Origin of the sequence: Nocardia sp. NPDC047654 (genome assembly GCF_043205035.1) — a bacterium.
Taxonomy (GTDB): domain Bacteria; phylum Actinomycetota; class Actinomycetes; order Mycobacteriales; family Mycobacteriaceae; genus Nocardia.
This window is the reverse complement of the sequence record NZ_JBIDDF010000005.1, coordinates 166,314-193,008: the sequence shown is the minus strand read 5'-3', so window position 1 is coordinate 193,008 and position 26,695 is coordinate 166,314. Positions and strand designations below refer to the sequence as shown.

Annotated in this window: 25 protein-coding genes and 1 pseudogene; 11 read left to right on the top strand and 15 right to left on the bottom strand. The window is 68.4% G+C overall.

Annotated features, from left to right (window positions below):
* Positions 1–193: 193 nt before the first annotated feature.
* The 3 genes from ACGF7Y_RS18015 to ACGF7Y_RS18005 all read right to left on the bottom strand — a co-directional run bounded on the left by ACGF7Y_RS18015 (position 194) and on the right by ACGF7Y_RS18005 (position 2,952).
* A complete protein-coding gene (locus ACGF7Y_RS18015) occupies positions 194–1,366 on the bottom strand; it encodes an anti-sigma-D factor RsdA (protein ID WP_393234981.1) in 1,173 nt (390 codons plus the stop codon).
* Entirely contained in the window at positions 1,359–1,937 is a 579-nt protein-coding gene (locus tag ACGF7Y_RS18010) for a sigma-70 family RNA polymerase sigma factor (protein WP_040864971.1), read from the bottom strand. Before ACGF7Y_RS18010 ends, ACGF7Y_RS18015 begins: the two co-directional genes overlap by 8 nt.
* Before the next feature lie 133 nt (positions 1,938–2,070).
* The gene (locus ACGF7Y_RS18005; RefSeq protein ID WP_393234978.1) at positions 2,071–2,952 is read right to left on the bottom strand and encodes a hypothetical protein; all 882 of its coding nucleotides are present in this window, start codon (positions 2,950–2,952) and stop codon (positions 2,071–2,073) included.
* Between the two features lie 626 nt (positions 2,953–3,578).
* On the opposite strand from ACGF7Y_RS18005, the gene ACGF7Y_RS18000 reads away from it, so the two are divergent.
* The 3 genes from ACGF7Y_RS18000 (at position 3,579) to ACGF7Y_RS17990 (ending at position 5,135) form a co-directional block, all read left to right on the top strand.
* On the top strand, positions 3,579–3,872 hold the full coding sequence (locus tag ACGF7Y_RS18000) for a WhiB family transcriptional regulator (protein WP_040865039.1): 294 nt from the start codon (positions 3,579–3,581) through the stop codon (positions 3,870–3,872).
* Positions 3,873–4,306: 434 nt separating this feature from the next.
* Positions 4,307–4,882 (top strand): sigma-70 family RNA polymerase sigma factor, encoded by a 576-nt coding sequence (locus tag ACGF7Y_RS17995; protein WP_040864969.1) that lies wholly within the window; start codon positions 4,307–4,309, stop codon positions 4,880–4,882.
* A 1-nt stretch (position 4,883) separates the two neighbouring features.
* Complete coding sequence (locus ACGF7Y_RS17990) at positions 4,884–5,135, top strand: hypothetical protein (protein WP_393234974.1); 252 nt, start codon at positions 4,884–4,886, stop codon at positions 5,133–5,135.
* Positions 5,136–5,346: 211 nt separating this feature from the next.
* Here ACGF7Y_RS17990 and groL read toward each other — a convergent pair whose 3' ends face one another.
* Both groL and groES read right to left on the bottom strand, forming a co-directional pair.
* The gene (groL, locus tag ACGF7Y_RS17985; RefSeq protein WP_393234971.1) at positions 5,347–6,957 is read right to left on the bottom strand and encodes a chaperonin GroEL; all 1,611 of its coding nucleotides are present in this window, start codon (positions 6,955–6,957) and stop codon (positions 5,347–5,349) included.
* Positions 6,958–7,176: 219 nt separating this feature from the next.
* On the bottom strand, positions 7,177–7,479 hold the full coding sequence (groES, locus tag ACGF7Y_RS17980) for a co-chaperone GroES (RefSeq protein WP_028479292.1): 303 nt from the start codon (positions 7,477–7,479) through the stop codon (positions 7,177–7,179).
* Between the two features lie 585 nt (positions 7,480–8,064).
* Between groES and ACGF7Y_RS17975 the strand changes: the two genes are divergently transcribed.
* Positions 8,065–9,582, top strand: a complete 1,518-nt coding sequence (locus tag ACGF7Y_RS17975; protein WP_393234968.1) for an Hsp70 family protein — start codon at positions 8,065–8,067, stop codon at positions 9,580–9,582.
* 213 nt (positions 9,583–9,795) lie between these two features.
* Here the strand turns inward: ACGF7Y_RS17975 and tsaD are convergent, their stop codons facing one another.
* From tsaD to ACGF7Y_RS17940, 7 genes and pseudogenes are all read right to left on the bottom strand, one after another.
* Positions 9,796–10,839, bottom strand: coding sequence for a tRNA (adenosine(37)-N6)-threonylcarbamoyltransferase complex transferase subunit TsaD (tsaD, locus tag ACGF7Y_RS17970; RefSeq protein WP_393234964.1), 1,044 nt, complete (start codon positions 10,837–10,839; stop codon positions 9,796–9,798).
* A complete protein-coding gene (gene rimI / locus ACGF7Y_RS17965; RefSeq protein WP_040864964.1) occupies positions 10,836–11,339 on the bottom strand; it encodes a ribosomal protein S18-alanine N-acetyltransferase in 504 nt (167 codons plus the stop codon). Before rimI ends, tsaD begins: the two co-directional genes overlap by 4 nt.
* Before the next feature lie 5 nt (positions 11,340–11,344).
* Positions 11,345–12,061, bottom strand: a complete 717-nt coding sequence (tsaB, locus tag ACGF7Y_RS17960) for a tRNA (adenosine(37)-N6)-threonylcarbamoyltransferase complex dimerization subunit type 1 TsaB (protein WP_040864963.1) — start codon at positions 12,059–12,061, stop codon at positions 11,345–11,347.
* Positions 12,062–12,116: 55 nt separating this feature from the next.
* Positions 12,117–12,569, bottom strand: coding sequence for a tRNA (adenosine(37)-N6)-threonylcarbamoyltransferase complex ATPase subunit type 1 TsaE (gene tsaE, locus ACGF7Y_RS17955; protein ID WP_062973217.1), 453 nt, complete (start codon positions 12,567–12,569; stop codon positions 12,117–12,119).
* Positions 12,562–13,626 (bottom strand): alpha/beta fold hydrolase, encoded by a 1,065-nt coding sequence (locus ACGF7Y_RS17950; protein WP_393235177.1) that lies wholly within the window; start codon positions 13,624–13,626, stop codon positions 12,562–12,564. Before ACGF7Y_RS17950 ends, tsaE begins: the two co-directional genes overlap by 8 nt.
* 11 nt (positions 13,627–13,637) lie before the next feature.
* Positions 13,638–14,780 (bottom strand): alanine racemase, encoded by a 1,143-nt coding sequence (alr, locus tag ACGF7Y_RS17945; RefSeq protein WP_393235174.1) that lies wholly within the window; start codon positions 14,778–14,780, stop codon positions 13,638–13,640.
* Positions 14,781–15,446: 666 nt separating this feature from the next.
* Positions 15,447–16,210: pseudogene (locus ACGF7Y_RS17940) on the bottom strand (crotonase/enoyl-CoA hydratase family protein).
* A 419-nt stretch (positions 16,211–16,629) separates the two neighbouring features.
* On the opposite strand from ACGF7Y_RS17940, the gene ACGF7Y_RS17935 reads away from it, so the two are divergent.
* The 3 genes from ACGF7Y_RS17935 to ACGF7Y_RS17925 all read left to right on the top strand — a co-directional run bounded on the left by ACGF7Y_RS17935 (position 16,630) and on the right by ACGF7Y_RS17925 (position 19,483).
* Positions 16,630–17,838, top strand: coding sequence for an alpha/beta fold hydrolase (locus tag ACGF7Y_RS17935; protein WP_393234959.1), 1,209 nt, complete (start codon positions 16,630–16,632; stop codon positions 17,836–17,838).
* A 45-nt stretch (positions 17,839–17,883) separates the two neighbouring features.
* The gene (locus tag ACGF7Y_RS17930) at positions 17,884–18,474 is read left to right on the top strand and encodes a QsdR family transcriptional regulator (RefSeq protein ID WP_393234957.1); all 591 of its coding nucleotides are present in this window, start codon (positions 17,884–17,886) and stop codon (positions 18,472–18,474) included.
* A gap of 346 nt (positions 18,475–18,820) precedes the next feature.
* Complete coding sequence (locus ACGF7Y_RS17925; RefSeq protein WP_393234954.1) at positions 18,821–19,483, top strand: alpha/beta hydrolase fold domain-containing protein; 663 nt, start codon at positions 18,821–18,823, stop codon at positions 19,481–19,483.
* Between the two features lie 123 nt (positions 19,484–19,606).
* On the opposite strand, the gene ACGF7Y_RS17920 is transcribed toward ACGF7Y_RS17925, so the two are convergent.
* The gene (locus tag ACGF7Y_RS17920) at positions 19,607–20,401 is read right to left on the bottom strand and encodes a hypothetical protein (RefSeq protein ID WP_393234952.1); all 795 of its coding nucleotides are present in this window, start codon (positions 20,399–20,401) and stop codon (positions 19,607–19,609) included.
* Between the two features lie 247 nt (positions 20,402–20,648).
* Between ACGF7Y_RS17920 and ACGF7Y_RS17915 the strand changes: the two genes are divergently transcribed.
* Entirely contained in the window at positions 20,649–21,782 is a 1,134-nt protein-coding gene (locus ACGF7Y_RS17915; protein ID WP_393235171.1) for a lipase family protein, read from the top strand.
* Positions 21,783–21,893: 111 nt separating this feature from the next.
* Positions 21,894–22,703 (top strand): PucR family transcriptional regulator, encoded by an 810-nt coding sequence (locus ACGF7Y_RS17910; protein WP_393234949.1) that lies wholly within the window; start codon positions 21,894–21,896, stop codon positions 22,701–22,703.
* A gap of 149 nt (positions 22,704–22,852) precedes the next feature.
* Here ACGF7Y_RS17910 and ACGF7Y_RS17905 read toward each other — a convergent pair whose 3' ends face one another.
* A complete protein-coding gene (locus ACGF7Y_RS17905; RefSeq protein WP_393234946.1) occupies positions 22,853–24,298 on the bottom strand; it encodes an NAD(P)H-hydrate dehydratase in 1,446 nt (481 codons plus the stop codon).
* Between the two features lie 42 nt (positions 24,299–24,340).
* Here ACGF7Y_RS17905 and ACGF7Y_RS17900 point away from each other — a divergent pair, with 42 nt between their 5' ends.
* Entirely contained in the window at positions 24,341–24,772 is a 432-nt protein-coding gene (locus ACGF7Y_RS17900; protein ID WP_393234944.1) for a cupredoxin family copper-binding protein, read from the top strand.
* A gap of 70 nt (positions 24,773–24,842) precedes the next feature.
* On the opposite strand, the gene ACGF7Y_RS17895 is transcribed toward ACGF7Y_RS17900, so the two are convergent.
* Entirely contained in the window at positions 24,843–25,334 is a 492-nt protein-coding gene (locus ACGF7Y_RS17895; protein ID WP_393234942.1) for a MarR family winged helix-turn-helix transcriptional regulator, read from the bottom strand.
* Positions 25,335–25,475: 141 nt separating this feature from the next.
* Between ACGF7Y_RS17895 and ACGF7Y_RS17890 the strand changes: the two genes are divergently transcribed.
* Positions 25,476–26,663, top strand: a complete 1,188-nt coding sequence (locus ACGF7Y_RS17890; protein ID WP_393234939.1) for an MFS transporter — start codon at positions 25,476–25,478, stop codon at positions 26,661–26,663.
* The last annotated feature ends 32 nt before the right edge of the window (positions 26,664–26,695 follow it).

Below are 26,695 nucleotides of genomic sequence, written 5' to 3'. Positions count from 1 at the left end.
GTACCTGGCCTTGCCGATGTGATTCTCGACGCACACACTCACTTCGGCGAGCGGACATCGAGTCCCCGTCGCGGGCCGACACGCCGATGACTGATGGCCAGATGGGCCTCGCCCCACAGACCGGTGCCGCAAAGACAAAAAACCGACCGCCTGCCCGGCGATCGGTTCTTGCCTTATGCGGTTACTTCGTCTATCAGCGACCGGGCGGCACGAACGACCCCGGATTGGGGATGACGGGCACGCTGAAGGTCGGCGGCTGATTGTTGTTGCCGTTCGTACCGGTGTTGCCCTGTGTGGGAGCGGTGGGCGGCTGCTGCGGCTGCGGCGCCGACGGATTACCGGTGTCCGCCGTGGGCCCACCGGTAGGCGGCGGCTTGACCTCCGTGATCGGCGGCTCCTGCGGAACCGTCGGTTCCACGGTCGCCGGCGGCTGGGTGGTCACCGGCGGGACCGTGGTCACCGGCGGCACCGTGGTCGGCCCGCCGCCGTTCGAGGTTCCGCCGCCGTTCGATGTCCCGCCCCCGTTCGGAGCGGTGGCATCGACCGTGGTCGAAGGCTTCGTCGCATCGCCCGGCTGCTGCACGATCGTGGACGTCCCGCCGGTCGACTGGTTGGGCTTCGTGGTCGCGCTGGTGCCGGGGGTGGCGCGCGGATCGGTGGTCTTGGGCACCGTCGACTCGAGCTGGTCGGCCAGTTCCGGTTCCACCTTGCGCAGTTCCGCGAGCAACCGCTCCCACTGCGCCATCAGATCAGCGCGCTTATCCGGATCGCTGACCTGCGCGGCGCTCTCCTTGGCCCGCTCCAAGCGCACCTTCGCCTCGGCGGGATTCGCCGTGACCAGCGTCGACGCCTCGTTCAGATCGTTGCCCGCACGCTGCACCACGGTGGTCTGGGCCTGTTCGCTGAACACGACCTCCTTGACCCGCCACAGCGGATCACCCGGCTCCGCGTTGTACGAGAACGCCGTCATGCCGCCGAAGACCAAGGCCAGCGCGGCCGCGGCGCCCATGATCGGGCGCAGAAGCCTCAGTCGCCCGCCAGTGGGCGCCCCGATGCGAACCTGCCGCGCGCCGATCTCCTGGTTCACCGCGGCCACGATCGCATCCAGGTCCGGTTCGGCCGGCATCGGAGGTGCGATCAGTTCCGCTCGCCAATCCGCGAGCAACGTCGCGAGCTGATACTCCTCGGCGCTGTCGGTGTGCACCGGACCATCGCTGGCGATGGCGTCGATCAGAGCATCGTCGCGGCGTACCGCGGCGATGTCGACCGGGCCGGTGTCCCCGGACGCCTCGGCGTAGGGACCGCTGTTTCGCGATCCAAGCCGCGCCTTCCAGTCACCCCGACCGCGCTCGCCATCCCTAGCCATACATTTCACCTGCCCTCGCCACTTGTGACTTGAGTTTCGCGAGTGCCCTGTGTTGGGCCACCCGGATCGCACCCGCCGTACTGCCCACGGCGACTGCGGTTTCTTCCGCTGACAAACCCATGACCAAGCGCAGGATCAAGATCTCTCGGTGCTTCTCGGGAAGCGTCGCGAGCAAACGGTTCATCTGTCTGCTCGTCTCTGATTCGAGAGCTCGTTGTTCCGGTCCCTGGTCGGTGGATATGACATCTGGTACTTCGGCCATCGCCTCCGCCTTGTTACGGGCGGCATTGCGATGAGCGTCGGCGACCTTGTGCGAAGCGATCCCGTAAACAAAGGCCATGAAGGGCCTGCCCTGGTCTTGATACCTGGGCAAGGCTGTCATCACAGCCAGGCAAACCTCCTGCGCAACGTCGTCCGCGGAGAGCTGCCCACGCTCCGCGGCTCCGATCCGCGCGCGGCAGTAGCGCACCACCAGCGGGCGGATCATCTCCAGTACCTGAGCTAAAGCGGATCTGTCGCCCTGCGCAGCGGCAGCGACGGCGAGGTCCAACTCTTCGCCCGTGTGCGTCATCGTCAGAGATATTCCTGGCGTTACAAGTGGCACGGTCCGGTGACGACCAGTGCTTCCACCGAAGGGGCGGAACGGATCTAACAATAGCGACCCGATGGCCGGAACTTGGCAACACGGTGGACTCCGTGATCACCTAGCCGCCACCGAGCGGGCGCAACGCTCCGCCGGCACGGGCGATGACCGCGGCACACTCGGCCGCCTCGGCCGCCGCATCCGGTGCGCCGGAACCGGCGCGGAGCATGGCACAAGCCCAGCGCAACGGCAGCAGTCCGTGTTCGCGGCACTGCTCGGCGACGTCCTCGGCTGAGACACCGGATCGTCCACGGGCGTCGCGGGCCACGTCGGCCGCGGCGACCAGCAGGCGGGACTTGACCTGGTGCCGCACCGACGGGGATCGGTCGGCCAGCTCGAGCGCGGTCGCCGCGTGCGCCGCCGCCGTCTCGAAATCACCTGCTGCCAGGGCGGTTTCGGCGGACACCCAGCCCAGGCGGATCGCCGGACGCCAACCGGCCCCGTACTGCCGTGCCGCCGACGCGCTGCGCCGCAGCAGCCGATCGGCCAGCGCGAGCCGCCCGGTCCCGAGCGCGTCGGCGGCGAGCCCGGTGAGCGCGTCACAGATCGCGTCGGCGCGGCTGGGACGGTAACCGCCCGTCTCCTCCGAAGAACCCCCGGAGCCGGCTTCCGCCCGCGCGCCGGTGGTGAGGATCAACGCGGCGGCCCGCCCGTCGAACGCCGCCGCACGCTCGTGCCTGCCGAGCTGGCGCAGAAAAGAGCCCTCGGTACTTCCCGCCAGTGAGAGGAGGACGGGGTCGGTGCTGTGGTTGCATACCCTTCGCAATTCGGCACGCGCCGCGGCATAACGCCCCTGGCCGCCGAGGACCACCGCGCGATACCACCCGCCGAGTGCGTCCGAGGCGGGCGGCAACTCGGCGGCAGCGCGCCCCGGATCGGCGCCGAAGGCGGCCTCGGCGAGGACCGCGACGTGAGGATCTCCGAGCGGAGCGGGCGCGAACACGGGCGCACTCTATCCTGTGCGGCACGCGGGCCGGGACGACGAAAGGTGAGCGACCGCGGACCGGCCGGCACTCGGCATTTCCGCCGCCGAGCCGGATGTTTCCATTAGGTAAATCTAGCCCTGGCAATCGCCGAGCGGCCGCGCCGGGAATTCATGCGCGTTTCGCGTAATTAACCTGCCCGCCCCGTTTCCGCCATCTTCGGATCCACGGGTCCCGAACCCCCTCGGCCGCTGGAGCGGCCGCCGTCATGCGCGCACCATCCGCTCCGAAGCGGCTCCGCACCCCAAAAAGCGGCCCTACCTGCGTAAATCTGATCGCCCACGACACATGCGGATACAACGGGCCTCCGGCCAACCGAACAGTATCGCCGGAACCAACGCGAAAAGTAAACAGTTCGGAGGTTAAATTTCACAGCGCGAGATTTGGAAAAGTGCTGCGCCGAACTATTGACGGAATTTCGCGGCTGGACCTAACGTAGCTCATCGCCACAGACGGCGCCGCGCGAAATTGCAGCGACCGCGAAGGGCGAGCCCGGGCACCTTCGCCGACACGGCGTCGTGGCCCACAACTGTTGCAGGACAACTGCTCGACAACGCTGACGAGCTCGCACCACGAGGAGTTCACCATGCCCATGCCGACCCACCTCCCGGGACCCAACGCCGATGTCTGGGATTGGCAGATGCGAGGATCGTGCCGCGGGCAGGATTCCGCGGTGTTCTTCCATCCCGATGGCGAGCGTGGCCGAGCCCGCACCGCGCGCGAGATGCGCGCCAAGGAGATCTGCCGCACCTGCCCGGTGCTCATGCAATGCCGCACCCACGCGCTGAAAGTCAGCGAGCCCTATGGCATCTGGGGCGGCATGTCGGAGACCGAGCGCGAGATGCACGCGCGGCGCAACCGCCGCCGCATGGCCGTCTGAATCAATCCCCTCCCATCCACACGCCACCGGGCGTCGAATTCCTAGCAAACAACGGGCCACTGCAACATGCTCCGGTCGAGCCGCTCACGCGACACGGTGATCGGTTCAGCGCCGGAGGTCGGCGCGTGGGTTCCGATCGTCACCATCGATCGGCCGGCCGCCGAGCGAAGGCCGGGAACCGTGCCTCCGCCGTTTCCGGCACGGTGCGACAGTGCTCGGCGTGTCACGGCGTGTCTCCTCCCGAGATATCCGGCGTGTCGGCGCTTTTCGCAACACGGCGCCGGTTCCGCGCCGGGCTTGTGGGCACCCCACCGGAAGGGAGGCCATAGCGGCACGCTACGGTAGTGACCGATGACACAGAATGGAGCGTTGTGACAACGCGGCCGCCAGCCGCAGAGGGCGACTCGTTCCGAAGAGAAGCCTTCCCACCCACGGTGGATTCTGCGGTTACGGCACGCGCAGCCGAAAGTATCGAGCTCGCCGCGCTTCTGCATCGCTGCGGCCGAGCCGACCAGGAAGCATTCGCCGAACTGTACGACCGGACGTGCGCGCGCGTCTTCGGTCTGGTGTTGCGCGTTCTGCACGATCCTGGATACGCGGAGGAGACCACGCAGGAGGTCTATCTGCAGATCTGGCGGATGGCATCGAGCTTCGACCCGGCGAAGGGTTCCGCGGTGACGTGGTTGATGACGCTCGCCCACCGGCGCGCCGTCGACCGGGTCCGTGCCGAACAGGCCCACACCCAGCGCGAGGTCGCCTACGGGATCCGGGTGCTCGGCAACGAATTCGACGAGGTCACCGAAGAGGTCGAGCGCAGGCTCGACCAACAGGCCGTCCTGGCCGGTCTCGCCACACTCACCGAAACCCAGCGGGAAGCCATCTCGCTCGCCTACTACGGTGGGCGCACCTATGCGGAGGTAGCCACCTACCTCGACGTAGGGTTACCTACGGTTAAGTCCCGGATTCGGGACGGATTGACACGACTGAAGAAAAGTTTGGGGGTGACGTGAGATGAACGAACGCCAGATCGATCTCGCGCACACCGTCGCGCTCGGATCGATCGACGACGAAGACCATCAAGAAGTGCAGGAACTGTTCGACAGCGAGGACCCCGTGCTACGCGCGGAGTTCATCCGGGAAGTCAGAGACACCAAAGAAGCGCTCTCCGCTCTCGCCACCGCCACGGCGGCCACTCCGCCGCCCGCGCTGCGTGCCCGCCTACTCGCGGCCATCGCCGCAGAACAGCCGCCGGTCGCCAGCTGAACCCGGCGTCGCGCCAGGCATTCCCGCTCCACGCGTACGGGCCCGACGGTCCGGACCATCCGCCGACCCTTCCGGTCCCGCGGCAGACAGCGTGTCGAGCTTCGGAACCTCCTCGGTATCACCGGTAGTCGCGTCCCGTGCCGCAAGAACCGGCAAGGCCCCCGAACCGGGCGGTTCGGGGGCCTTGCCGGTTTCCTGCCCGACGGCCGGCTCAGTGCGAGTGGCCGTGGTGGCCGTGCTCGTTCTGCTCCTCGGCGGGCTTTTCGACCACGGCGCTCTCGGTGGTGAGCACCATGCGCGCGACCGACGCCGCGTTCACGACGGCCGATCGGGTCACCTTCACCGGGTCGACGACGCCGTCGGTGAGCAGGTCGCCGTAGGTGAGCGTGGCGGCGTTGAAGCCCTCCTTGCCCTCGGCCACCTTGCTGACCACCACCGCGCCGTCCAGGCCCGCGTTGGTGGCGATCCAGTACAGCGGCGCCCGCAGCGCGGTGCGGACCACCTCGACGCCGACGGCTTCGTCACCGGACAGCGAGTCGCGCAGCTCGACGAGCTTGCTCGCGGCCTGCACCAGCGCGGTGCCGCCACCGGGCACGATGCCCTCCTCCACGGCGGCCTTGGCGGCGCTCACCGCGTCCTCGACGCGGTACTTGCGCTCCTTGAGCGCGGTCTCGGTGGCCGCACCGACCTTGATCACCGCGACGCCACCGGCCAGCTTGGCCAGCCGCTCCTCGAGCTTCTCGCGATCCCAGTCGGAATCGGTGGCCTCGATCTCGCGGCGCAGCTGCGCGACACGCGCCTCCACGTCCGCCGCGGAACCGGCGCCGTCGATGATCGTGGTGTCGTCCTTGGTCACCACGACGCGACGCACCTTGCCGAGCACGTCCAGGCCCGCCTCGCGCAGCGTGATGCCCAGATCCGGGTTCACCACGGTGCCACCGGTGACCACGGCCAGGTCGTCGAGGAACGCCTTGCGGCGGTCGCCGAAGAACGGCGCCTTCACCGCGACGGCCTTGATCGTCTTGCGGATGGCGTTGACCACCAGGGTCGACAGCGCCTCGCCCTCCACGTCCTCGGCGATGATCAGGACGGGCTTGGCGCTCTCCGCGATCTTCTCCAGCAGCGGCAGGAAGTCCGGCAGCGAGCTGATCTTCTCGCGGTGCAGCAGGACGAACACGTCCTCCAGGACGGCCTGCTGGCTGTCGGGATCGGTGATGAAGTACGGCGACAGGTAACCCTTGTCGAACTGCACGCCCTCGGTGACGACCAGTTCGGTCTGCAGCGTCGAGGACTCCTCGACGGTGACGACGCCGTCCTTGCCGACGGTGGTCAGCGCCTTGCCGACCATCTCGCCGATCTCCTCGTCGCGCGAGGACACCGTCGCGACCTGCGCGATGGCCTGCTCACCGGAGACCGGGGTGGCCAGCGCGAGCAGCGCCTCGGAGACCGCGTCGGCGGCCTTGGCGATGCCGGACCCGACCGCGATCGGGTTCGCCCCCGCGGCAACGTTCTTCAGCCCGGCGCGAACCAGCGCCTGGGCCAGCACGGTGGCGGTGGTGGTGCCGTCGCCCGCGACATCGTTGGTCTTGGTGGCGACGCTCTTGACCAGCTGCGCGCCGAGGTTCTCGAACGGGTCCTCGAGCTCGATTTCGCGCGCGATGGTGACGCCGTCGTTGGTGACGGTCGGGCCGCCGAAGGACTTCGCGAGCACGACGTGCCGTCCGCGCGGGCCCAGGGTGACCTTGACCGCGTCGGCGAGCTTGTCGACGCCGCGTTCCAGAGCCCGGCGAGCCTTCTCGTCGAACTCGATCTGCTTTGCCATGGGAATTCGCTCCTGTAGTGGATTGCGGCGCTCCGGAGCCCATCGCTCGCACCGCGTGTCCGATGAGCGGTGCTCCCGGGGCCCTCCGTGGTTACGCAGGCTGCCGCCTACGGGCCCGTCGCTCGCACCGCGTGTTTCAGTGCCGGGGTGTCGGCGCCGAACGCGTTCCGCCCCGGGTCACGAGAGACACCGGGGCGGAACGCATGCGTGCCCGATCGGCTACTTGGTGACGACGGCCAGCACGTCGCGCGCCGACAGGATGAGGTACTCCTCGCCCTGGTACTTGATCTCGGTGCCGCCGTACTTGCTGTAGATGACGGTGTCACCCTCCTGGACATCCAGCGGGATGCGCTTCTCGCCCTCGTCGTCCCACCGGCCGGGACCGACGGCGACAACGGTGCCCTCTTGCGGCTTTTCCTTCGCCGTGTCGGGGATGACCAGGCCGGAGGCCGTCGTCGTCTCGGCCTCGTTGGCCTGGACGAGGATCTTGTCCTCGAGCGGCTTGATGTTCACGCTCGCCACGTTGAGCCCTCCACTTTCAGGGGATTCGGTCGTCCGGAACCGTTGTTCCGGACGCGTCGGTTGGTCACGATGCTGACCCTGCGCATAGCCCCGTCGTCGCGGGTGCCGGGACCCCTGCCCAGTGGTCAAGCTGCTGGCACAAGCACTACACACAGTGCCGACTAGCACTCTATACATGAGAGTGCCAGCGCTCAAGGCTGGGCGGTGCCAACTTTGCCGCGGCGCGCCCGAGACGCTGCGGGCTTGGCGATAAGTTCGGGAAAACAGTAACGTTCGGATAACGGATTGTGACACTATTGACGACGGCTGCGGTCCGGCCGCCGGTTCGTCGCCGAACAGGCGGCGGCGCGGCGACCCGGGGGTACCACAGCGTCGCCGAGACTCGCAGCGCCGCAGCACGATCGTTGCACCACCAGCTTCACCAGAGAGCAAGACACACGTGATCCATGGCCGGTCCCCGCGACCCACCCGGACGAGGGGCCGGTTCGTTTCCCGGTCCGGGTCGCGCGTCATCCATACCGCGGTCCGGCAGTTGATTCGAGATGGTCGGCGACACCATGACCATCCGCTCGAAGGGAGGTGAACATGCGAACATCCCTCGGCATCTCGGCCGGGGCCGAGGTCGTGTGCTCGGCGTTGGTCTCCACCGCGCCGAACGGCATGCAGAGCTTCGATTACCGCGTCGTCTCCGCCGACGCGGCCCATTCCGATCTCGGCGACCTGGTGGCGTCGTCGATCGAGCTGATGACCACGCAGCTGCCGACCACGCAGCCGCCGCGCGAGATCATCCGTCCGGTCGGCCGGTTCGCGGGTGGCCCACGCGATTTCGAGCCGATGACCGGTCAGCCGCCCACCAGCGTCGCGGTCGCCTACCGCACCAAGGAGCAGGCGCAGATCATCCGCTCGGCCACCGGCAAACAGCGTGAGCTGCGGCTGATCCCGGAGGGCACCGCCGCGCTGACGTACCTGCGGCACACCGGCCTGCTGGACCGTTACGACACCGTCGCCATCATCGATCTCGGCGCCTCGGGGCTCAGCGTCACCGTCGCCGACCGGGCCGAGGGTTCCCTGCTCCGTTCCGATCGCACCGCGACCGTCAGCGGCAAGGCGATCGATGACCTCATCTACCAGCATCTGGTGGACATGCATTTCGCCAGGCGCGGTACCCGCCCGAACCGCGGCATGCTCACCAACCGAGGCCGCGCGGCGAAGGAGCACCTGTCCATCGCGCCCGCGGTCACCATCGACCACGTCGCCGGGCGTCCGTTGAAGCTGACCAGGGCCGACTTCGAAGAGTTGATCGCCGACCTGCTGCGCGATCTCACCCGCTTCGTCACCACGGCGTTCGCCCGGTCGCCCCGGCAACCGCAGGCGGTCGCGGTCATCGGCGGCGGCGCCAACATCCCCGCCGTGCTCGACACCCTCACCGCCGCGCTGGACGTCCCGGTGTTCACCGTGCCGGACCCGGAGGCGGTGACGGCGAAAGGCGCGGCCTTGGTCGCCGATTCGGTGCAGCCCTCGGTGTTCCCGGTCGGCGCGCTCGGCGGCGACGCGCCCGCGGGCACGGTCACCAAGGTGTTCGGCACCCTGGCCGGTGCGATCGTGGTCGTCGGGCTGATCGTCGGGTACGGGGTCAAGACGTTCTCCCCCACCGCGGACGACGAGGTCTCTCCCGCGGGGACCACGAGCAGCGCTTCCCAGCTGCCGAACCCGACATCCGCACCGCTCCCGACCGCGGCGGCCGGTACGCACGACCGCACGCCGGACAGCACCGGCGTCGCGCCGACCACCACGGAACACGGGCCGCAGAGCAGCACCGGCGGTTCGACGGCCACGCAGGTGATTCCGCCCACGCAGCCCACGCTGCGCCCGGATCCGAACCTTCCGCCGATCCCGTTCCCCGAACTGCTCGGTCCGCTGTTCGGCAATCCGAATGCCGCGCCGGGCAGTTCGCCGCAGTCGAGCCGGACCCTGGGGCCCACGGTGCCCCGCACGGCGCCCGACACGAGTCCGACGCAGGCGCCCGCGCGGTCGGGCCTGCCGTTGCCGCCCCGGGGTAATTCGGGGTCCGCGTCGAACCCGGGGCTCCTCGCGCCGAACTGATCTCCGCGCAGGTGGGGTCGCGGCCAAGTGCCGGGCCCAGGCCGGGGCGCTCGTCTCCGGTCGTCTGCCAACCGGCGTCACCGAGGCGCTGTCCTCCGAGCCCGTCGACGTTTCCGTGGGCGGCATCCGCGTACCGATCGCCGGCCGCCGATCCCGGCGATCGCAGCCGACTCCGGTCGGTCACAACCCGGCCTGCCACCGAGTACCAGCAGGTCAGCGAACCATACTGACCGACACCGGCAGACCGGGGTCGGTGGCGACCGTCAGCGGAGAGGGGGCCGCGCCACCCGCGATGACATGCGCGCCGAGCGCGGCGATCATTACGCCGTTGTCCGTGCACAGCCGGGGCTTTGGCACCCGCAGCGTCAAACCTGCCGCAGTACAGCGCTCTTCCGCCATCGAACGGATCCGCGAGTTGGCCGTGGCTCCGCCGCCGAGCACCAGCGTGCCGACGCCGACATCCTGAGCCGCCCGAATCGCTTTCATGGTGAGCACATCCGCGACCGACTCCTGGAACGACGCCGCGATGTCGGGGATCGGCAGATCGTCCGCGGCCACGCCGTCGCGCTGCGCCGCCTCCACGTACCGGGCCACCGCGGTCTTGAGGCCCGAGAAAGAAAAGTCGTAGCGTGGGTCGCGCGGCCCGGTCATGCCACGGGGAAACGCGATGGCGCGCGGATCACCGGTCGCCGCGGCGGCGTCCAGCGCAGGACCGCCGGGGAAACCCAGCCCGAGCAGGCGCGCCACCTTGTCGAACGCCTCGCCCGCCGCGTCGTCGACGGTGCTGCCCAGCTCCACGATCGGCTCGGACAGATCCGTGACGTGCAGCAGGTGTGTGTGCCCGCCCGACACCAGCAGCGCGACGCACGGCGGCATCGGCCCGTGTTCCAGGGTGTCCACCGCGACGTGCCCGCCGAGATGGTTCAGCGCGTAGAAGGGCACATCCCACGCCGCCGCATACGCTTTCGCGGCCGCCACGCCGACCAGCAGCGCACCGGCCAAGCCCGGGCCGATGGTCACCGCCAGCGCGTCCGGTTTCGCGATACCCGCCGCCGACAGCGCGCGGCGCATGGCGGGCACGATCGCCTCGAGATGTGCGCGTGAGGCGATCTCCGGGACGACGCCGCCGAAGCGGGCGTGCTGATCGACGCTGGAGGCGACCTCGTCGGCGAGCAATTCGCAGGTGCCGTCGAGGTTCCTACGGACGATGCCGACTCCGGTTTCGTCGCAGGAGCTTTCGATGCCCATGATGATCACGACAGCACCTCGTCCGGTGTCCGCCACCGATCCTCGCTGGTCAGCGCGGGTCTACGCATCGTGTACGCGTCCGCGCCGCTGGGGTGGTAGTAGTTCTTGCGCAATCCGATGATGTGGAAGCCGTGCTTGGCGTACAGCGCGATCGCGGGCGCGTTGTCGGTGCGGACCTCCAGGAACACCGGTCCACCACGCCTGCCCGCCTCGGCGAGCAGCGCCTCCAGCAGGAGTGTGCCGACCCCGGCGCGATGGCAGCGGGGATCGACACCGATGGTGTGCACCTCGGCCTCGGGGTGTTCGGCGTCACCCAGCAGGGCGATACCCGCGTAGCCGACCATTCGCCCGTCCTCGTCGCGCGCGGTGATGTAGCGGTTGTGCCGGCCGGCCAGCTCGGACTGGAACGCCACGGCGGCCCACGGGTCGTCCTCCGGGAACAGCAACTGCTCCAGTTCCACGCAGCGTGTGATGTCGTCGGCCACCATCGGCTCGATCCGGAACGCCATCAGCCTCACGCTCCCGTCCGGTCGAGTCGGCGGTAGGCGTTCTCGACCGCGTCCGGCCTGCGCAGGTACAGCGGAACCAGCGGCTCCGGCACGCTGCGCGACAGCAGCTCGGGGGCGGCCACGCGCACCAAACCGGCGGGCGAGGGCGTTTCGGCGGGGAGCACAGGAAGATCGAAGAAGTCGACGTGCGAGGCGGATCCGGCGATCGCCGTGGCCTGACCCTCGTCCAATTCCGAGGGCTTGCACACCTCGGGTCCGGCCACTCGCGCGCCCTCCCGGTACCGCGCCCAGTACACCTCGCGCCGCCGCGCGTCGGTCACCACGAGCAGTTCGGCCTCGGGCGGGAGCTCGACCGGGGGTGGCACGGCGGGGTCGACGGCCGCGTCGGCGGCGATCGCGTCGAGGCTGCACACGCCGTACACCGGGATGCCGAGCGCGTCACCGAACGCGGCCGCGGTGGCCATGCCGACGCGCAGGCCGGTGAACGGCCCCGGCCCGACGCCGACGACGATCGCGTCGATGTCGGTCCTGGAACGACCTGCCTCGGTGAGGCATTCGAGGATCTGCGGGGTGAGCACCTCGGCATGGGCGCGGGGGTCGACCCGCACCCGGTAGGCGATGGTGCGCGCCCGGACGGGGTCCGCCGCGCCGGCGCCCTGCTCCAGGTCCACCAGTCCCGCTGTGACGGCGGGTGTCGCGGTGTCGACGGCTAGTACAAGCATGATTGGGCCAACGATACCGGGTGGTAGGAGGCACCGACGCAGAGCTACCTGAGAGCTAACCCACCCATTCCCAGATGGCGGTGCGCACATCCGAATCCGGCTCGCGCGACAGCAGCACGCGCAGGTGCCGCTCCGCGAGGTGCTCCACCACGCCGCGGCCCCACTCCACGACGACCACCGCCTGATGCAGATCGGTATCCAGGTCCAGGGCGTCCAGCTCGTCGAGGTCGCCGCCGAGCCGGTAGGCATCCACATGCACCAGGGGCACCGACGGTCCGTCCTCGCGCTGCCCGGCGCGGTGCTGGCGGGCGATGATGAACGTCGGCGAGCTGACCCGTCCCTGCACGCCGAGCCCCGCGGCGATGCCACGGGTGAGCGCGGTCTTGCCCGCGCCGAGCGGACCGTCGAGCACCACCAGATCACCGGCGCGCAGATCCGCGGCCAGTTCCCGGCCGAGCGCCTCGGTGTCGGCGACGGTGGGCAGGATTCGTTGCCGTGGTTCAGCCACCGGCTACCTCCGAGCCCGACGGGTCGACCGCGCCCGCGCGCACCAGCAATCGATCCAGCGCGGCGGTGACGATGTCCGGGTACTGCATATGCGGCATGTGCGCCGCGCCTTCCAGCCGGATGAGCTCGCTGCGGGGCAGCGCGGCGGCGAGCGCACGCGAATTACGGAACGGGATCACCAAGTCGCGCCCGCCGCCGAGCACCAGGGCCGGTGTGCCCGCCAGCGCGGGTAGCGCCGCCGACTCGTCGTGCAGCTCGATCGCCTGGAGGAACTTCACGATGGTCTCCATCGGCGTCTGGTCGATCATCAGCGTCGTGAAGCGCGACAGCGTGGGGCTCACCGGGCCGTGGAACGAGCTGACGTGCAGGATCGGGCTGATCACGTGCCGCGCGGTGACGCGGCCCGCCTGCACCAGGGCGGGCGCGGTGTGCACGGCCAGCCGGAAGCCGTCGATCGCGGGATTGCGCAACAGCTGCCCGACACCCGCCGCGGTCACACCGGCGGCAGTGGTCGACAGCAGTGCGATCCCGATCACTCTGGCCGCGAACAGCTCCGGGAATCGCGCGGCCGCGGCCAGGATCGCCATCCCACCCAGCGAATGGCCGACCAGTACCACCGGACCGGCCGGAGCGGTGGCGCGCAGGACTGCGGCGAGATCACAGCCGAGCTGGGCGACGGTACAGCTCGCGGCGCTCGGCACGCCGGAACGACCGTGTCCGCGCAGATCGAACAGCACCATGCGAATGCGTGCGCCCCACCGCTTTTCCAGGTCACGCCGCTGAAAGTGGAAAGACGCCATGCTGTTGCAGAAGCCGTGCACGAAGATCACCGTCACCGGCGCGTCGTCGGGGCCGCAGGTCCGCGTGGCCAGGGGCACACCGTCGTCGGTGAGCACCGTTCCGGCGCGGTCGGCATCGATCAGCCCGAAATTCTCGTCGCGGTAGTCGTCGCCCCGGGCGGGCCACAGCACCCGCGCACCGGCGCGCCGAAGGGCATGGGCGCCGGCCAGCGCACCGACGACACCCACCGTGGCCAGCCCTCCGCGCAGCGGAGTCATCCGGAAGCGGCTCACCGTACGGCACCGGTGTAGCGGCGGGTGACCCTGCCGCGCGGCGAGCACACCACTTCGTAGTGGATGGTGCCGAGCAGATCCGCCCAGTCTTGGGCATGCGGTCGCGCGCCGAAGAGGATCGCGGTATCGCCTTCCTGGACGCCCGCCGCGTTGTCACCGAGGTCGACGACGAACTGGTCCATGCACACCCGCCCCACGTTCCTGCGCAGTGCCCCGCCCAGCCAGACGTCGAATCGTCCGCTCAACGGGCGGAACACGCCGTCGGCGTAGCCGGCGGGAATCAGCGCGACGGTGGTGTCGTGCGGCGCGATCCATTGGTGCCCGTAAGAGACCCCTTCGCCTGCGGCCACCCGCTTGACCAGAACCACCCGGGCCTGGAACGTCATCGCGGGCCGCAGACCGAAATCGTCGTCCGGAATCGGGGACAGGCCGTACATGGCGATGCCGGGCCGGACCAGATCGAAGGCCAGGTCCGGCCGGGTCAGGGTGGCGGCGGAATTGGCGATGTGCACCAGCTCCGGCTCCAGGCCGTACTCCTTGGCGGTGGCGATCGCGTCCAGGAACCGGGCGCGTTGCACGTCGTTGTTGGGGTGCGCGGGTTCGTCGGCGTGCGCGAGATGGGAGAAGATCGCGCGGAAGCGCACCGCCTGCTCGTCGACCAGCGCGCGCAGCGCGGTCAGGACCTCCGGGTATTCGGCCGGCGACACACCGTTGCGGTTCAGGCCGGTGTCCACCTTCAGCGTCACCGTCGCCGGACGGCCGGTGCCGCGGACCGCCGCCTCGACCGACCGCAGATGCGCCCGCGAGGACACCCCGATCTCGACGTCGGCGGCCACCGCTGCCGCGAAATCGGTGTCCGTGCTGTGCAGCCAGCACAGAATGGGCGCGGTGATGCCTGCCGCACGCAACTCCACGGCCTCGGCCACCGTCGTCACACCAAGTTCCGCCGCCCCCGCGGCCAGCGCGGCCCGGGCCACCTCGACCGCGCCGTGGTTGTAGCCGTCGGCCTTCACCACTGCCATCACCGCCGAGTCGCCCGCGTGATCGCGCAGGATTCGCACGTTGTGGGCGATGGCGTCCAGGTCGATGACCGTTTCCACTTGCGCGTTCACGGCAGTCTGTTCCGCCTCTCCGGGAATTCAGGCCGTACCAGGTGAGTGGTACAGGATTCGCGTTCAGGTCCCGCGTCCGGTGCCACCTGGGTTCTGGGCGTCCCCGGCGAGTTACCCATGTGCTCCCTCGACGCATAGCCACAGGTCATGGTGCCGACCGTACCGTGTGAATTGCGGCCATTTGCCATCTACTCGTCAAGAATCGGTCTGACGTGCGTAGAGCGGTGCTGAATATTACGGTGTCGGCCTCGACCATTCGGACCGGGGCCGCGCCGGCACATGTTCTCGCTGCACGCGGTGGCAGAGCCGGCGCGGGCGGGGGCAGGGGCGACGATTACCATCCACCACCGCTGCCATTGAGCGGGGTTCTCCCTGGCGGCCTCGGCCACGACCGGCCCCTGCGCGGTGACGAACTGTAGATCCGCCGCCGGGACCGGGTCGGCGGCGAGCCGGGCAAGGCGATCATGTGCTGCGGTGGGGTCGACGACGAGTCCGGTCGTGACCAGCTGTTCGGCGGCAGTCGTTCGTACCTGGGGGTCCTCGGGGTCAGCGAGGACCGCGTCGCGAGTTGCCGGTCGGAGTCCTCGCAGGGTATCGAGCTGGGGCTGGTAGTGGCTGGTGAGGTCACTCATGGATACGGGCCGAAATTCTGATCTCTGACCACGTAGGCGCGAGGCCGGTGAGTTCTCCTGCCTATACGCCTTTCCAGGTCGGTGATCGCTTCTCGGCGAAGGCGCGAGCACCTTCGAGTGCGTCGGCGGAGGCCTGCACCGAGGCGGCCACCTCGTGCTGGACGGCGAAGTGAGAAGGGGTGGACCAGCCGGTGGTTGCCGCGACGATGCGTTGGAGGCATCCACCGCCAGGGGCGCGTTGGTGGCGATCGTCTCGGCGATTCGGCGGGCGCGGTCGAGGGCGTGCCCCGGTTCTGTCAGGTGATTGACCAGCCCGTGGTGGTGCGCTGTCGTCGCTGCGAGCCGATCGCCGGTGAGGACCAGTTCCATCGCCAGATGGTGGGGCAGCGTCTTCGCGAGCCGGATCACCCCACCGCTGGCCGCGACCAGCCCGCGTTTGACCTCCGGCAGCCCGAAAGACGCTGTGCGGGAGGCGACGACGATGTCCGCGCTGAGCGCGAGTTCGGTGCCGCCGGCCAGTGCGTAGCCTTCGACGGCCGCGAGCAACGGCTTGCGTGGCAGCCGATCGGTGAGTCCGGCGAAGCCCCGACCCACCACGACAGGTACTTCGCCGGCGGCAAAGGCTTTGAGATCCATTCCCGCGCAGAAGTGTTCACCGGCTCCGGTGAGGATGATCGCGGCGACGTCATCACGTGCGTCGGCTGCGTCGAGCGCCTCCGCGATGCCGGTCGCGACCGCGAGATCGACGGCGTTTCGTGCTTCGGGACGGTTGATGGTGATCGTCATGACCTGATCGAGCACGGTCATGAGGACAGGATTTGCCATCGTGGCGGTCCTCTTTCCTTTTGGAACGAGATCGGTGATTTCCGGAGAGGGCGTGGCGCGATGTGCGCCAGCTCGATGCCCGAAAGCGGGCTCGGAACGCGGAGGGACTGAAGAGAAGTCGCGAAGTAGACAGGGCGGCTCCCGGATCTTCCCGGTAGCGGGATTTGAAGCTGACGTCGACTTCAAATAGGTATAGGCGCGAGCCCCGCGTTCCGTCAAGGGCAACTTCTGCGGTCCCTCGACCCGTAGCGGTCGACGCTTCGCAGCTCATACGCCAGGCACGGAAAATACTCAAGTATTGTGAAACATATGTCAGCAATGTTTCATGACAGGTGTCGGGCCGCAACCCAGGCCCGCGAGACGAACTCACATCCGTAGTCGCCGCACGATGCCGCGCGAGCTCCGATTCGAGGACAACCATGAAGCAACGCAGGCGAAGGCACGCATCCCCCGGCAGGCTCGCGGTCGCCATGATCGCGGTGATGCTCGGCGCGATCCCGCAGATAGTCGGTGGCGGAACCACTTTCGCTCAGGCGAGCCCTGACGACCAGGGTTTCGCGTCGCCCGGAGACGTGGTCAGCGTCGAGCCTTCCAGTTTCCGGCTGATGCCCGTTCTGCCCACTGCGACTCGGGCGTGGAAGATCCTTTACCACTCGACAGACGCGCTCGGCCACGACGACCTCGTCTCGGGCACTCTCATCGTCCCGAACGACGGTCGAACCGGCGCGCGTCCGTTGCTCGCCTGGGCCGTGGGAACCGTAGGCATGGGCGATCAGTGCGCGCCGTCGTCCACCATGACCAACGGCATGGCTGCCGAGTCGGCATCGATCGCCAGGGCTCTGCGCAGGGGGTGGGCCGTGGTCGTCACCGACTATCCAGGCCTGGGCACCCCCGGCGACCACACATACATGGTCGGCCGAGCCGAAGGCGCTGCCGTCCTCGATGCCGCCCGGGCCGCGCAGCGGCTGCCCGAGGCGCGGGACGAAGGGGTCACGATCGATTCTCCGGTCGGCATCATGGGCTACTCGCAGGGTGGGCACGCGAGCTCCTGGGCGGCTGAAATGGCCCGCGAGTACGCACCCGAGCTGCAGGTCAAAGGTGTTGTCGCCGGAGGGGTCCCCTCCGACCTCCTCCGGGATGTCACGGACAAGATGAGTCTGGACGGCAACGGCACGCTGTCGCTGATGGTTGCCATCGGACATGACGCCGCCTACCCGGAACTCGATCTGGATCCCTACCTCACGCCGGAGGGGCGCGCGCTGGTCCAGAAGATGCGCGGCGGCTGTGTACTCGACAATGTCTTGGCCGCTCAGGGTAAATCGCTCGGCGAACTGCTCGTCCGCAATCCCCTCGACTCTCCCGACTGGCAGAAGCGATTCGAGGATGACCGGCTCGGTACCCGAGCTCCCGGATATCCCGTCTACCTCTATCACGGCACCACCGACGAGATCGTTCCCCCCACCCTGGGCGAGCGCCTTCGGTCGGCGTGGTGTGCGCTGGGCAATACCGTTCAGTGGCAGTCCTATCCGTCGGCAGCCCACCTGCCCGCGGCCATCGCGGGATCCGAACCCGCGATGAATTGGCTCGGCGATCGACTGGATGGCCGGCCGGCTGAAGGCAACTGCTGACGCCGACGCCGCCGAGGCTCGAGGCTGCGCTTACGGTAGGGAGCTATGCCGGTCGGAACCGAAGACGTCATCCGCTGTGCGGCTCTCGCGATCGAAAGCGGAAGACGTGTGGAACTCGGAGCGTTGGCGACCGAACTGCACATATCGCGCGTCACACTGTTCCGGCGCGTCGGCAACCGTGACCAGCTCATCAGCGAGGCGCTGTGGTGGCTGACACAGCAAAGCTTGGCCGCCTCGGCCGGCCGGTGGCGGCGCGCTCACGGCGATGTGGTGCGTAGCAGCAGAGGTGAACTGCGCAGCATGTGGATTATCAGCGATCATGCCGCCAGGACGGGGCGCGATGCCGGTTTCCAAAAATTGCTCGACGAGGAGCCGATCACCGCGTTACGGGCGCTGACCGACCCGGGCGGCGCGATGCAACCGCGGATGATCGCGGCGGTCCGGGCCTTTCTCGACAGCGATGTCCGCGACGGCGGATTCCGGCCGTCGGTGGACCTGGACACGCTCGCTTACGCCGTGGTCAGACTCGGCGAGTCCATCTTGTACGCAGACCTCATGGCGGGCAGGCAGTCGAGCATCGCCACGGCGTCGGTACTCGTCACAGCACTGGTCGAAGGCGTTCTCGAGACCGACTGAGGCGAAACCCTTGTGAAACATTTTGGATAGATGTTTCATCGTATGGGCGGCCACCACACTCCCCGCCGGGCTCCTATGCCCTCGGATCGGTCGTTCCCCATCGATTGGAGCATCAATGCCAAGCCCTTCGAGCCATCTCGTCACAGCTCTACTTCACATCTCACGCCGCAAGAAGCGACTTTCCAGCGCCGAGAGCCTGCGTCGAGCATTGGAGTCGAGGCGCAAGCACGCGAGCCCGATAGTGCTGCCGAAGCGAGTGCGTCGCAGCATGAACGTCGCCGTCGAGACCCGTTGCGGCTGGGTGTGTTATCGCCTGAGTCCGCGTCGGTCATCGGTGACGTCGCACGTGCTGTACCTGCATGGTGGGGCCTACGTCGCGGAAATCTCGCCGATCCAGTGGCGCGCGATCGCCGATATCGCCCAGGCGGCGAGCGCCGAGATCACGGTGCCCATCTATCCGCTGGCGCCGACCGCGACGGCCGAATCGGTGGTCGCCACCGCGACCGCGATCGCCGCGCAGCTCTCGGCCGAAAGACTTTCGGGCATACAGCTTCTCGGTGACTCGGCGGGCGGCGGGATGGCACTGGCGGTGGCCCGGCAGCTGCACGGCCAGGCGCTGCCGCAGCCGCGACGAATCATCCTCATCGGGCCATGGCTCGATATCACTCTCGCGGATCCCGCGGTGACCAGGATCGCGCGGATCGACGCGATGCTCGATGTCCCCGGCCTGATCGAGGCGGGGCGGATGTACGCGGGGGATTTGCCCGCTGATGATCCGCGGGTGAGTCCGATCCACGGCGAACTGGCGGGCCTCCCCCCGATTTCGCTGTTCAGTGGCACCTCGGACCTGGTTCACCCCGACGCTCGCGCCCTTGTCGAGCGCGCCCGGGTGGAGGGAATCGACATCGACTACCACGAATGTGAACGCGGACAACACTGCTACCCGATGCTGCCGACCCGGGAGGGTAGGCAAGCGCGCGCCGTTATCGCCACGCTCCTGAACTCCTGAGCGTGGTCGCGCCGCCCGCGAGCGAGGTCTGCCGCAGAATTTGAAGTTGACGTCAACTTTAGATGGAGGCGCTCGGCCACACGGCCGAGCACCTCCCATATTCGACGATCAACGAGCGGTCACCTATGTGTTGACCGTGATGAGGTACTGCAAAAATGCGGGAATCACCACGGGGGCTGCGAAACTGAGGGCGCCTGTGACGGCGCCCCCTGGCACGAATGCCGCAGCGCCGATAGCGCAGCCCACCAGGGGACCCGCTCCGAACAACATCGCCAGGGGCGCGGTCGCCACAGCACCGGTAGCCCCGCCCAGCAGACAGCCGATGACGCCACCGGCGGCCGCGCCGACGGCGGCGCTGATGCCGATGCGTTTGGTGATGGACGACATCGCTCGATCCAAGGCATCCTTCAGACGCTCGGCCGACGGCTGCGCGACCGGTTCGGCAATCGGCTCGTAGCGCGCATAGGCGGGATCCAGCCTCGGCGTCAATCGTGCGGTGTGGCCGGACACCGCGACATCGATCGGGAAGGCGAAGTCGCCCACGTGGAGTTTCAGCGGCAATCCGGCCAGCACCTGGTCCGAGGCTGTGCGGATCTGGAAGTGGCCGTCTTCGGCGACCAGCGTTCCGGTATCACCCACGGTGATCACCGCCGCGTCGCCGTCGACCGCCGCGGTGTAGGGAACCTCGGGGGCGGGAGGCGTGGCGGCGGCGGTTGGAGCGACGCCGGCGCCGACCGCGGCCAACGCCGCTGCGGTGATCAATACACGCTTCTGCATGTTCATGTTCTTTGTCTTTCGATTCGTCGCAGCACAGAACTGCACGTCAGGCCGTGGTCGTGTGCTCATAGCAGGAGGAAAGCGGCCAGTGTTGAACTTGATGTCGGATTCATATCTAGGCCACCCTCGGTGGCGAGTCAAGGGCGGTCCAGTGGTCGGGAGAGGGCGGTCGGTAAGCAGCCGAACGAAGCCTATACCGCAGAGCCGCCTGAAGTTCAAGAATTGCGAAACATATCTCATGAGTGTTTCATGAGGTGAGCCGCTCGGCTGGGGTCGGAGCGCATCCGCCTGATCCGCTCATCGCGAAAGACCCTCGTACACAACAGATTTGAGGACAACAATGAAGCTGATCCTCCGCCGGTCGCGGGAATCATTCGGGCGGTTGGCGGTGGCCGCAACTGCCGCGATGCTGGGTGTCGGCCTGTCGGCAGGTGTCGGTGTGTCTCACGCCGAAGATCCGTTCGCCGGCCGGGCGGGCGATGTGGTTCGCGTGGAGCCGTCCGGATTCCCCTTCCTCGGAGCGCCGACTCCAGTCGACGCGTGGAAGATCTTCTATCGCTCCACCGATCCGCTGGATAATCCGATTGTTGTCTCCGGCCGAGTCTTCGTACCGAGAGACGGTCGTGCGGGTACACGTCCGCTGGTGACCTACGCCGTGGGCACGGTCGGCATGGGCGATCAGTGTGCCCCCTCGGCCACGGGTGGGCCGCAGGAGATCAGCGAGCTGCTGGAGAAGGGCTGGGCGGTCGCGGTCACCGATTACGCTGGGTTGGGGACTCCGGGGGACCATCCCTACCTGGTAGGACGCTCCGAGGGCGCGGCGGTCTTGGATGCCGCTCGTGCGGCGCTGCGGATGCCCGAGGTGAACTCGCGAGGAGTCACAGCAGACTCTCCGATAGGCATCGTCGGCTACTCGCAAGGCGGTCACTCCAGCTCCTGGGCGGCCGAGATGGCGCACGATTACGCGCCCGAACTCCAGATCAAAGGCCTTGTCACGGGCGGAGTCCCGGCCAATACGGTCGCGGACGCGAGGGAACAGCAGAGCAAGCCGGGCAATCCCGCCATGTCGTTGATGGTCGCTGCCGGTCACGACGCGGTCTATCCAGAATTGGACCTGGACTCCTATTTGACCGACGAAGGGCGCAAGCTGACGCACAAGATCAGGACGGGCTGCGTGCTGGACAACATCGTGGCCAGTGAAGGAAAAACGCTCGGCCAATTGTTCACCAGCGATCCGCTCGATTCGCCCGAGTGGCAGCAGCGGTTGTCCGAAGATGTCTTGGGCACCCAGACGCTGGGATTTCCGGTGTACATGTTCCACGGAACGAATGACACTATCGTGCCCTTCAAATTCGGGCAGCGACTGCAATCCGACTGGTGTCGATTGGGCAATACCGTCGAATGGCACGTCATCCCGATGGCCGAGCACATCTTGGCGTTCGCCGTCGACGGCGGCGCGGCCTTGGATTGGCTCGGCCATCGGTTGGCTGGTGAACCGGCCCAGGGCCATTGCGCCGGCTGATCAGTCGAGGTGCAGCCTCCGGGCGATGACCGCGAACCGCTGAAAACACGTCCGGTCCCGCAGCGAAGTCCGCACGGGACCGGACGTGACGCTCGACCCCCTGGAGATCCGATGCTGACGATCGACGAAAACCTCTGTGCGCCCGAGCACTCGGAAGACAGCACCGCCGATGCCGCGCTCAACGAGTTCGCCATGTCGATGCTGTCCGGTGGTCACATCAACCTATCGATCGCCCGGCACTTCCAAATTCCCGTGACAGGCGCATTCGTCGTGGTCGCGGTGGTCTTCTCCGCAAGCCCGGACGATCCGACTACCGACCGGCCGACGGTGATTCCCGATGCTTGGTCGACCGACATTCGCCGATGCCTGGCAGCCGAATGCGGGTTCCCCGTACCGGCGCTACTGGGTCCGACCAGTGGCACGATCCTGATTCCCGAATCCTGCGCCCTCGGCCGCCGGATCGGTGATCTGCACCCGTTGTTGTCCACGGCCGCGCGCAACGCGATTACCGCGGTCGCCGTCGAATCCGCGACCGCATCGATCTCGGAGGCCGCCGGAACGGCCCACGAACTGTTGGACCTCGCGATCCGCCTGCGCAAGCAGTCGCGGCTGTACTTTCTCGACCAGCTGGCAGTGGAGTATCAGATCACCCGTCCCGGACCCGGTCGCGATCGCCTGGTTTCCCTCTTGGCGCCCCTCGAAGAACATCCGGAACTGATGGACACCTTGGCAGAGTTCGTTCGCCAGGGCTTCGATCGCCAACGTACTGCCCATCAGCTGTGCGTTCATGCCAACACCATCGACTACCGCATGCGGCGGATCTCGGCCTTGACCGGCCTGCCCTCGACACACGCCGCTCGCTACCGACTGTTCGCGGCGTTCACCGCGCATGCGTTCGTTCGAGCCGAACACGGCCACTGACAGCTCGTAAACCAGGCCAGGGGCGGTAGCCGCTCCGCACCGACCGACACCGCCGTGATGTGCGGCGACCTATGCGTGGGCAACCTCCAGCGGAGAGCTACCCAATTCCCAGTGTCGGCGCAACCGCGTGGTCGCGGCAGCGCATCGAATCAGAAGGGGTGGGCGAGGTCGCGGAGAACGCCGATCGCGGGTCGGACGTGAGTGGCCAGGACGCTTGCCGAGATGGGGGTTCCCGCGGGCGCGGCGTCGTGGGCGGCCAGGTTCGCCGCCAACGCGTGCACACGCGCTGCCGCCGCAGCCGACCAGGCGGGGTCGCGGCCGGCCGCCAACAGCGTTCCGATGATGCCCGAGAGCACGTCGCCCGCGCCGGCGGTCGCCGCCCACGAACCGCCCGCTTCGTTGACCAGCACCGGACGGCCCGGCGCGGCGACCAGCGTCGCGCGGCCCTTCAACAGCACCGTGACCTGCCAGGAATCGGCGAGGCCGCGGACCGCGCCCACCCGATCCGAGCCGACCTCGTTGCCGGTGAGCCGGGCGAACTCGCCCGCGTGCGGGGTCAGGACGGTCGGGGCCGCGCGATCGCGCACCAGTTCCGGCGCGGCGGCCAGCAGGGTCAGCCCGTCGGCGTCGATCACCACCGGGAGATCGGTGTCCAGTATCTCGCGAAGGCGTTGTCCGGCGTCGTCGTCGGTGCCCGCGCCCGGACCGAAGACCCAGGACTGGACGCGACCGGTGGCGGCGAACTGCTGGGTGGCGATCACTTCGGGGAAGTGATGCAACACCTCGGCCGCCGCGGTTCCCGCATACCGCACCATGCCCGACGTCGCGGCGACGGCAGCACCCGCGCACAGCACCGCGGCGCCCGGATACGTCGCGCTGCCCGCGCATACACCGGTCACGCCTTGCGTGTACTTGTCGTCGGCCGGGCCGGGCACCGGCCACGCGGCGCCGATCGAAGCGGGTTCCAGTGCGACGAGATCCGCTTCCGGAAGACGCAAGCTGATGGGGACCAATTCGATTCGGCCACACTGCGGTGCGGCGAGGGCATGCACCGGCTTGTAGGCGCCGAAGGCGACCGTGACGTCCGCGCGGACGGCGGGGCCGTCGATCGCCCCGGTGTCCGGGGCGACGCCGCTGGGCAGGTCGGCCGCGACGATCGGAGCGTCCAGCGCCGCAACGATTTCCGCGGCACGCGGCCGCAGCGGACCGCGACCGGAGATGCCGACGATGCCGTCGATCACCAGGTCCGGATCACCGGTGTCGTCGGCCACTCGACCACCGGCTTTGCGCAGCGCCGCAAGCCCTTCGGCGTGCGCCCGCTCCGGGTCGAGCAGGACCGCTGTGACGGCGACACCGCGGCGGCGCAACTGCGCTCCGGCCCAGAGCGCGTCGCCGCCGTTGTCGCCGGAGCCGACCAGCAGGGTCACCGCTCGCCCCGCGACACCGCCGGTACGCTCCCGCAGCTCTCTCGCCACCACCGTGGCCAGGCCGTGCGCCGCGCGGCGCATGGGCACGCCGTCGGGCACCCGAGTGAACAGCTCGGCCTCCGCCGCACGTACCTCGTCTACGGTGAAATAGCCCCGCTGCGTGGACATCGCCGCTCCCTCCTTCGGTGTGGCCTACTACGCTTGGCCATCATGCCAAGTGTTCGCCGCCGCAACGGGACCGTCCGCGTCTTCACGGGAGTCGCCATGGCCGGGGCGCTGCTGCTGTCCGGCTGCGGCGGCGACGAATCCGATTCGGCCGCCACCACCACGAGGAAACCGGCTCGGCCTGCCACCACCACCGCTCAGCAGACCGGTGAGCGCAAGCCCGCCGCCGCCACCGTCGCGGTGGACGACATGAAATTCTCCCCCGCCGAGGTCACCGTCAAGGTCGGCGACACGGTCACCTGGAAATTCGGTGACAAGCTGCCGCACACCGTGCAGGGCATCGGTGACAAGGCGATGGGCATCAACAGCCCGATCATCGACAAAGGCGAGTGGAGCTACACCTTCACGACGCCCGGTAGCTACCGCTACCTCTGCTCTCTGCACCCGGAGATGCGCGGGACCATCACCGTCGAATAACCCGCGCACAGCTCACCGGAGCAACCGATTCGGACGCCGGTCGGCGTCCGAGCCGAATAATCGCCTCCGCTCACACCGGGCGGTAGTCCCGGGGCCGGGCCCCGCGGGCGGAACTGGTGTTCAGCGCCTCGACCGCCGCCACCAGCGGCGCGAGTTCCGGGTTGGCGGCTGCTTGACCGAGAGCGCCTGCGAGGGCGGCGTCGTGCGTGGGCCGGGCCTGCTCGAGCAGGTCCAAACCCGCCGCGGTCACGTCGGTGTAGATGCCGCGGCGGTCGTCCGGGCAGAGGTACCGCTGGAGCAGGCCGCGATCCTCGAGCCGGGAGACCAGCCGGGTGGTGGCGCTCTGGCTCAGCACCACGGCTTCGGCGACCTGGTTCATCCGTAGGTGCCCGCCCGGCCCGTCGTGCTGGCGGCTCAGGACGACCAGCAGTGAGTATTCGCGAACGCTCAGGTCATGGCCGGATTGCAGGGCCCGCTCGATGTGCGCCTCGATCCGGTCGTGCAGCAGCGAGAGTGCGTACCAACCATCGGCGAGGCCGGTCGAAGCGACATCCGCGGTCATCGGCGTTTCCTTCGGCGTCAGGGGATCAGGCCTCCAGGATAGCCAGACTTCACAATAGCCCGCGCTTGCAATTAAAGCGCGTATGCAATTATTGTCGACGCCTGTAAGGATCTGACGCAACGTTATGTGGAGGCTCCCCTCATGCCCCTCGCCCTTCTCGCCCTGACCCTCGGGGCATTCGGCATCGGGACGACGGAATTCGTCGTCGTCGGCCTGCTGCCCGACATCGCCGACACCTACGCGGTGTCCATCCCCACCGCCGGTCTGCTGGTCACCGGATACGCGCTCGGTGTCGTGGCGGGTGCGCCGCTGATGACCGGCCTCGGCACCCGGGTTTCGCGCAAACGCATGCTGCTCGGCATGCTCGCGCTGCTCGTCCTCGGCAACATCGTGTCCGCCGCCGCACCGACTTTCGCACTGATGCTCGCCGGGCGGGTCGTGGCCTCGCTCGCCCACGGCGCCTTCTTCGGAATCGGCGCGGTGGTCGCCGGAACCCTGGTCAGCGTCGACCGGCGCGCCGGCGCGATCGCGATCATGTTCACCGGGCTCACCGTCGCCACCATGGTCGGTGTGCCGCTGGGGACGCTGCTCGGCCAGCATTTCGGCTGGCGGCTGACCTTCTTGTTCGTCGCGCTGATCGGGCTGATCGGCTTGCTGGGCGTCGCCGCGCTGGTGCCGGAACAGCCCGCCGACGCGAACGCCCGGCTACGCACCGAACTGGCGGTGTTCCGCAATCCTCAGGTGCTGCTGGCGATGGCGATGACGGTGCTCGGCTTCGGCGGGGTGTTCGCCGCGATCACCTACCTGGCGCCGATGATGACCGAGGTGACCGGTTACGCGGAGAGCTCGGTCACCTGGCTGCTCGTGCTGTTCGGCCTCGGCTTCTTCGCGGGCAATCTGATCGGCGGCAAGTTCGCCGACCGCCACCTGATGCCGATGCTGTACATCACCCTCGGCGGGCTCGCGATCGTTCTCGCGCTGTTCACCGTCACCGCCCACGACAAGGTCGCCGCCGCCGTCACGGTCGTGCTGATCGGCGCCCTCGGATTCGCGACCGTCCCGCCGCTGCAGAAGCGCGTCCTCGACCAAGCGGCGGGCGCACCCACCCTGGCCTCCGCGGTCAACATCGGCGCGTTCAATCTCGGCAACGCGGTGTCGGCCTGGCTCGGTGGCGTGGTGATCGCCGCGGGCCTCGGCTACACCGCCCCCAACTGGGTCGGCGTCGGGTTGGTCCTGGTCGCGCTGGTTCTCGCGGTCGTGTCCGGATACCTCGAGCGCCGCTCGGCGCCCACCTTCCCGGAGGAACCCTTGGTCACCGTGCGGGCATAGCCGAGACGGCGAGCAGTGGCCGCGCACTCGAC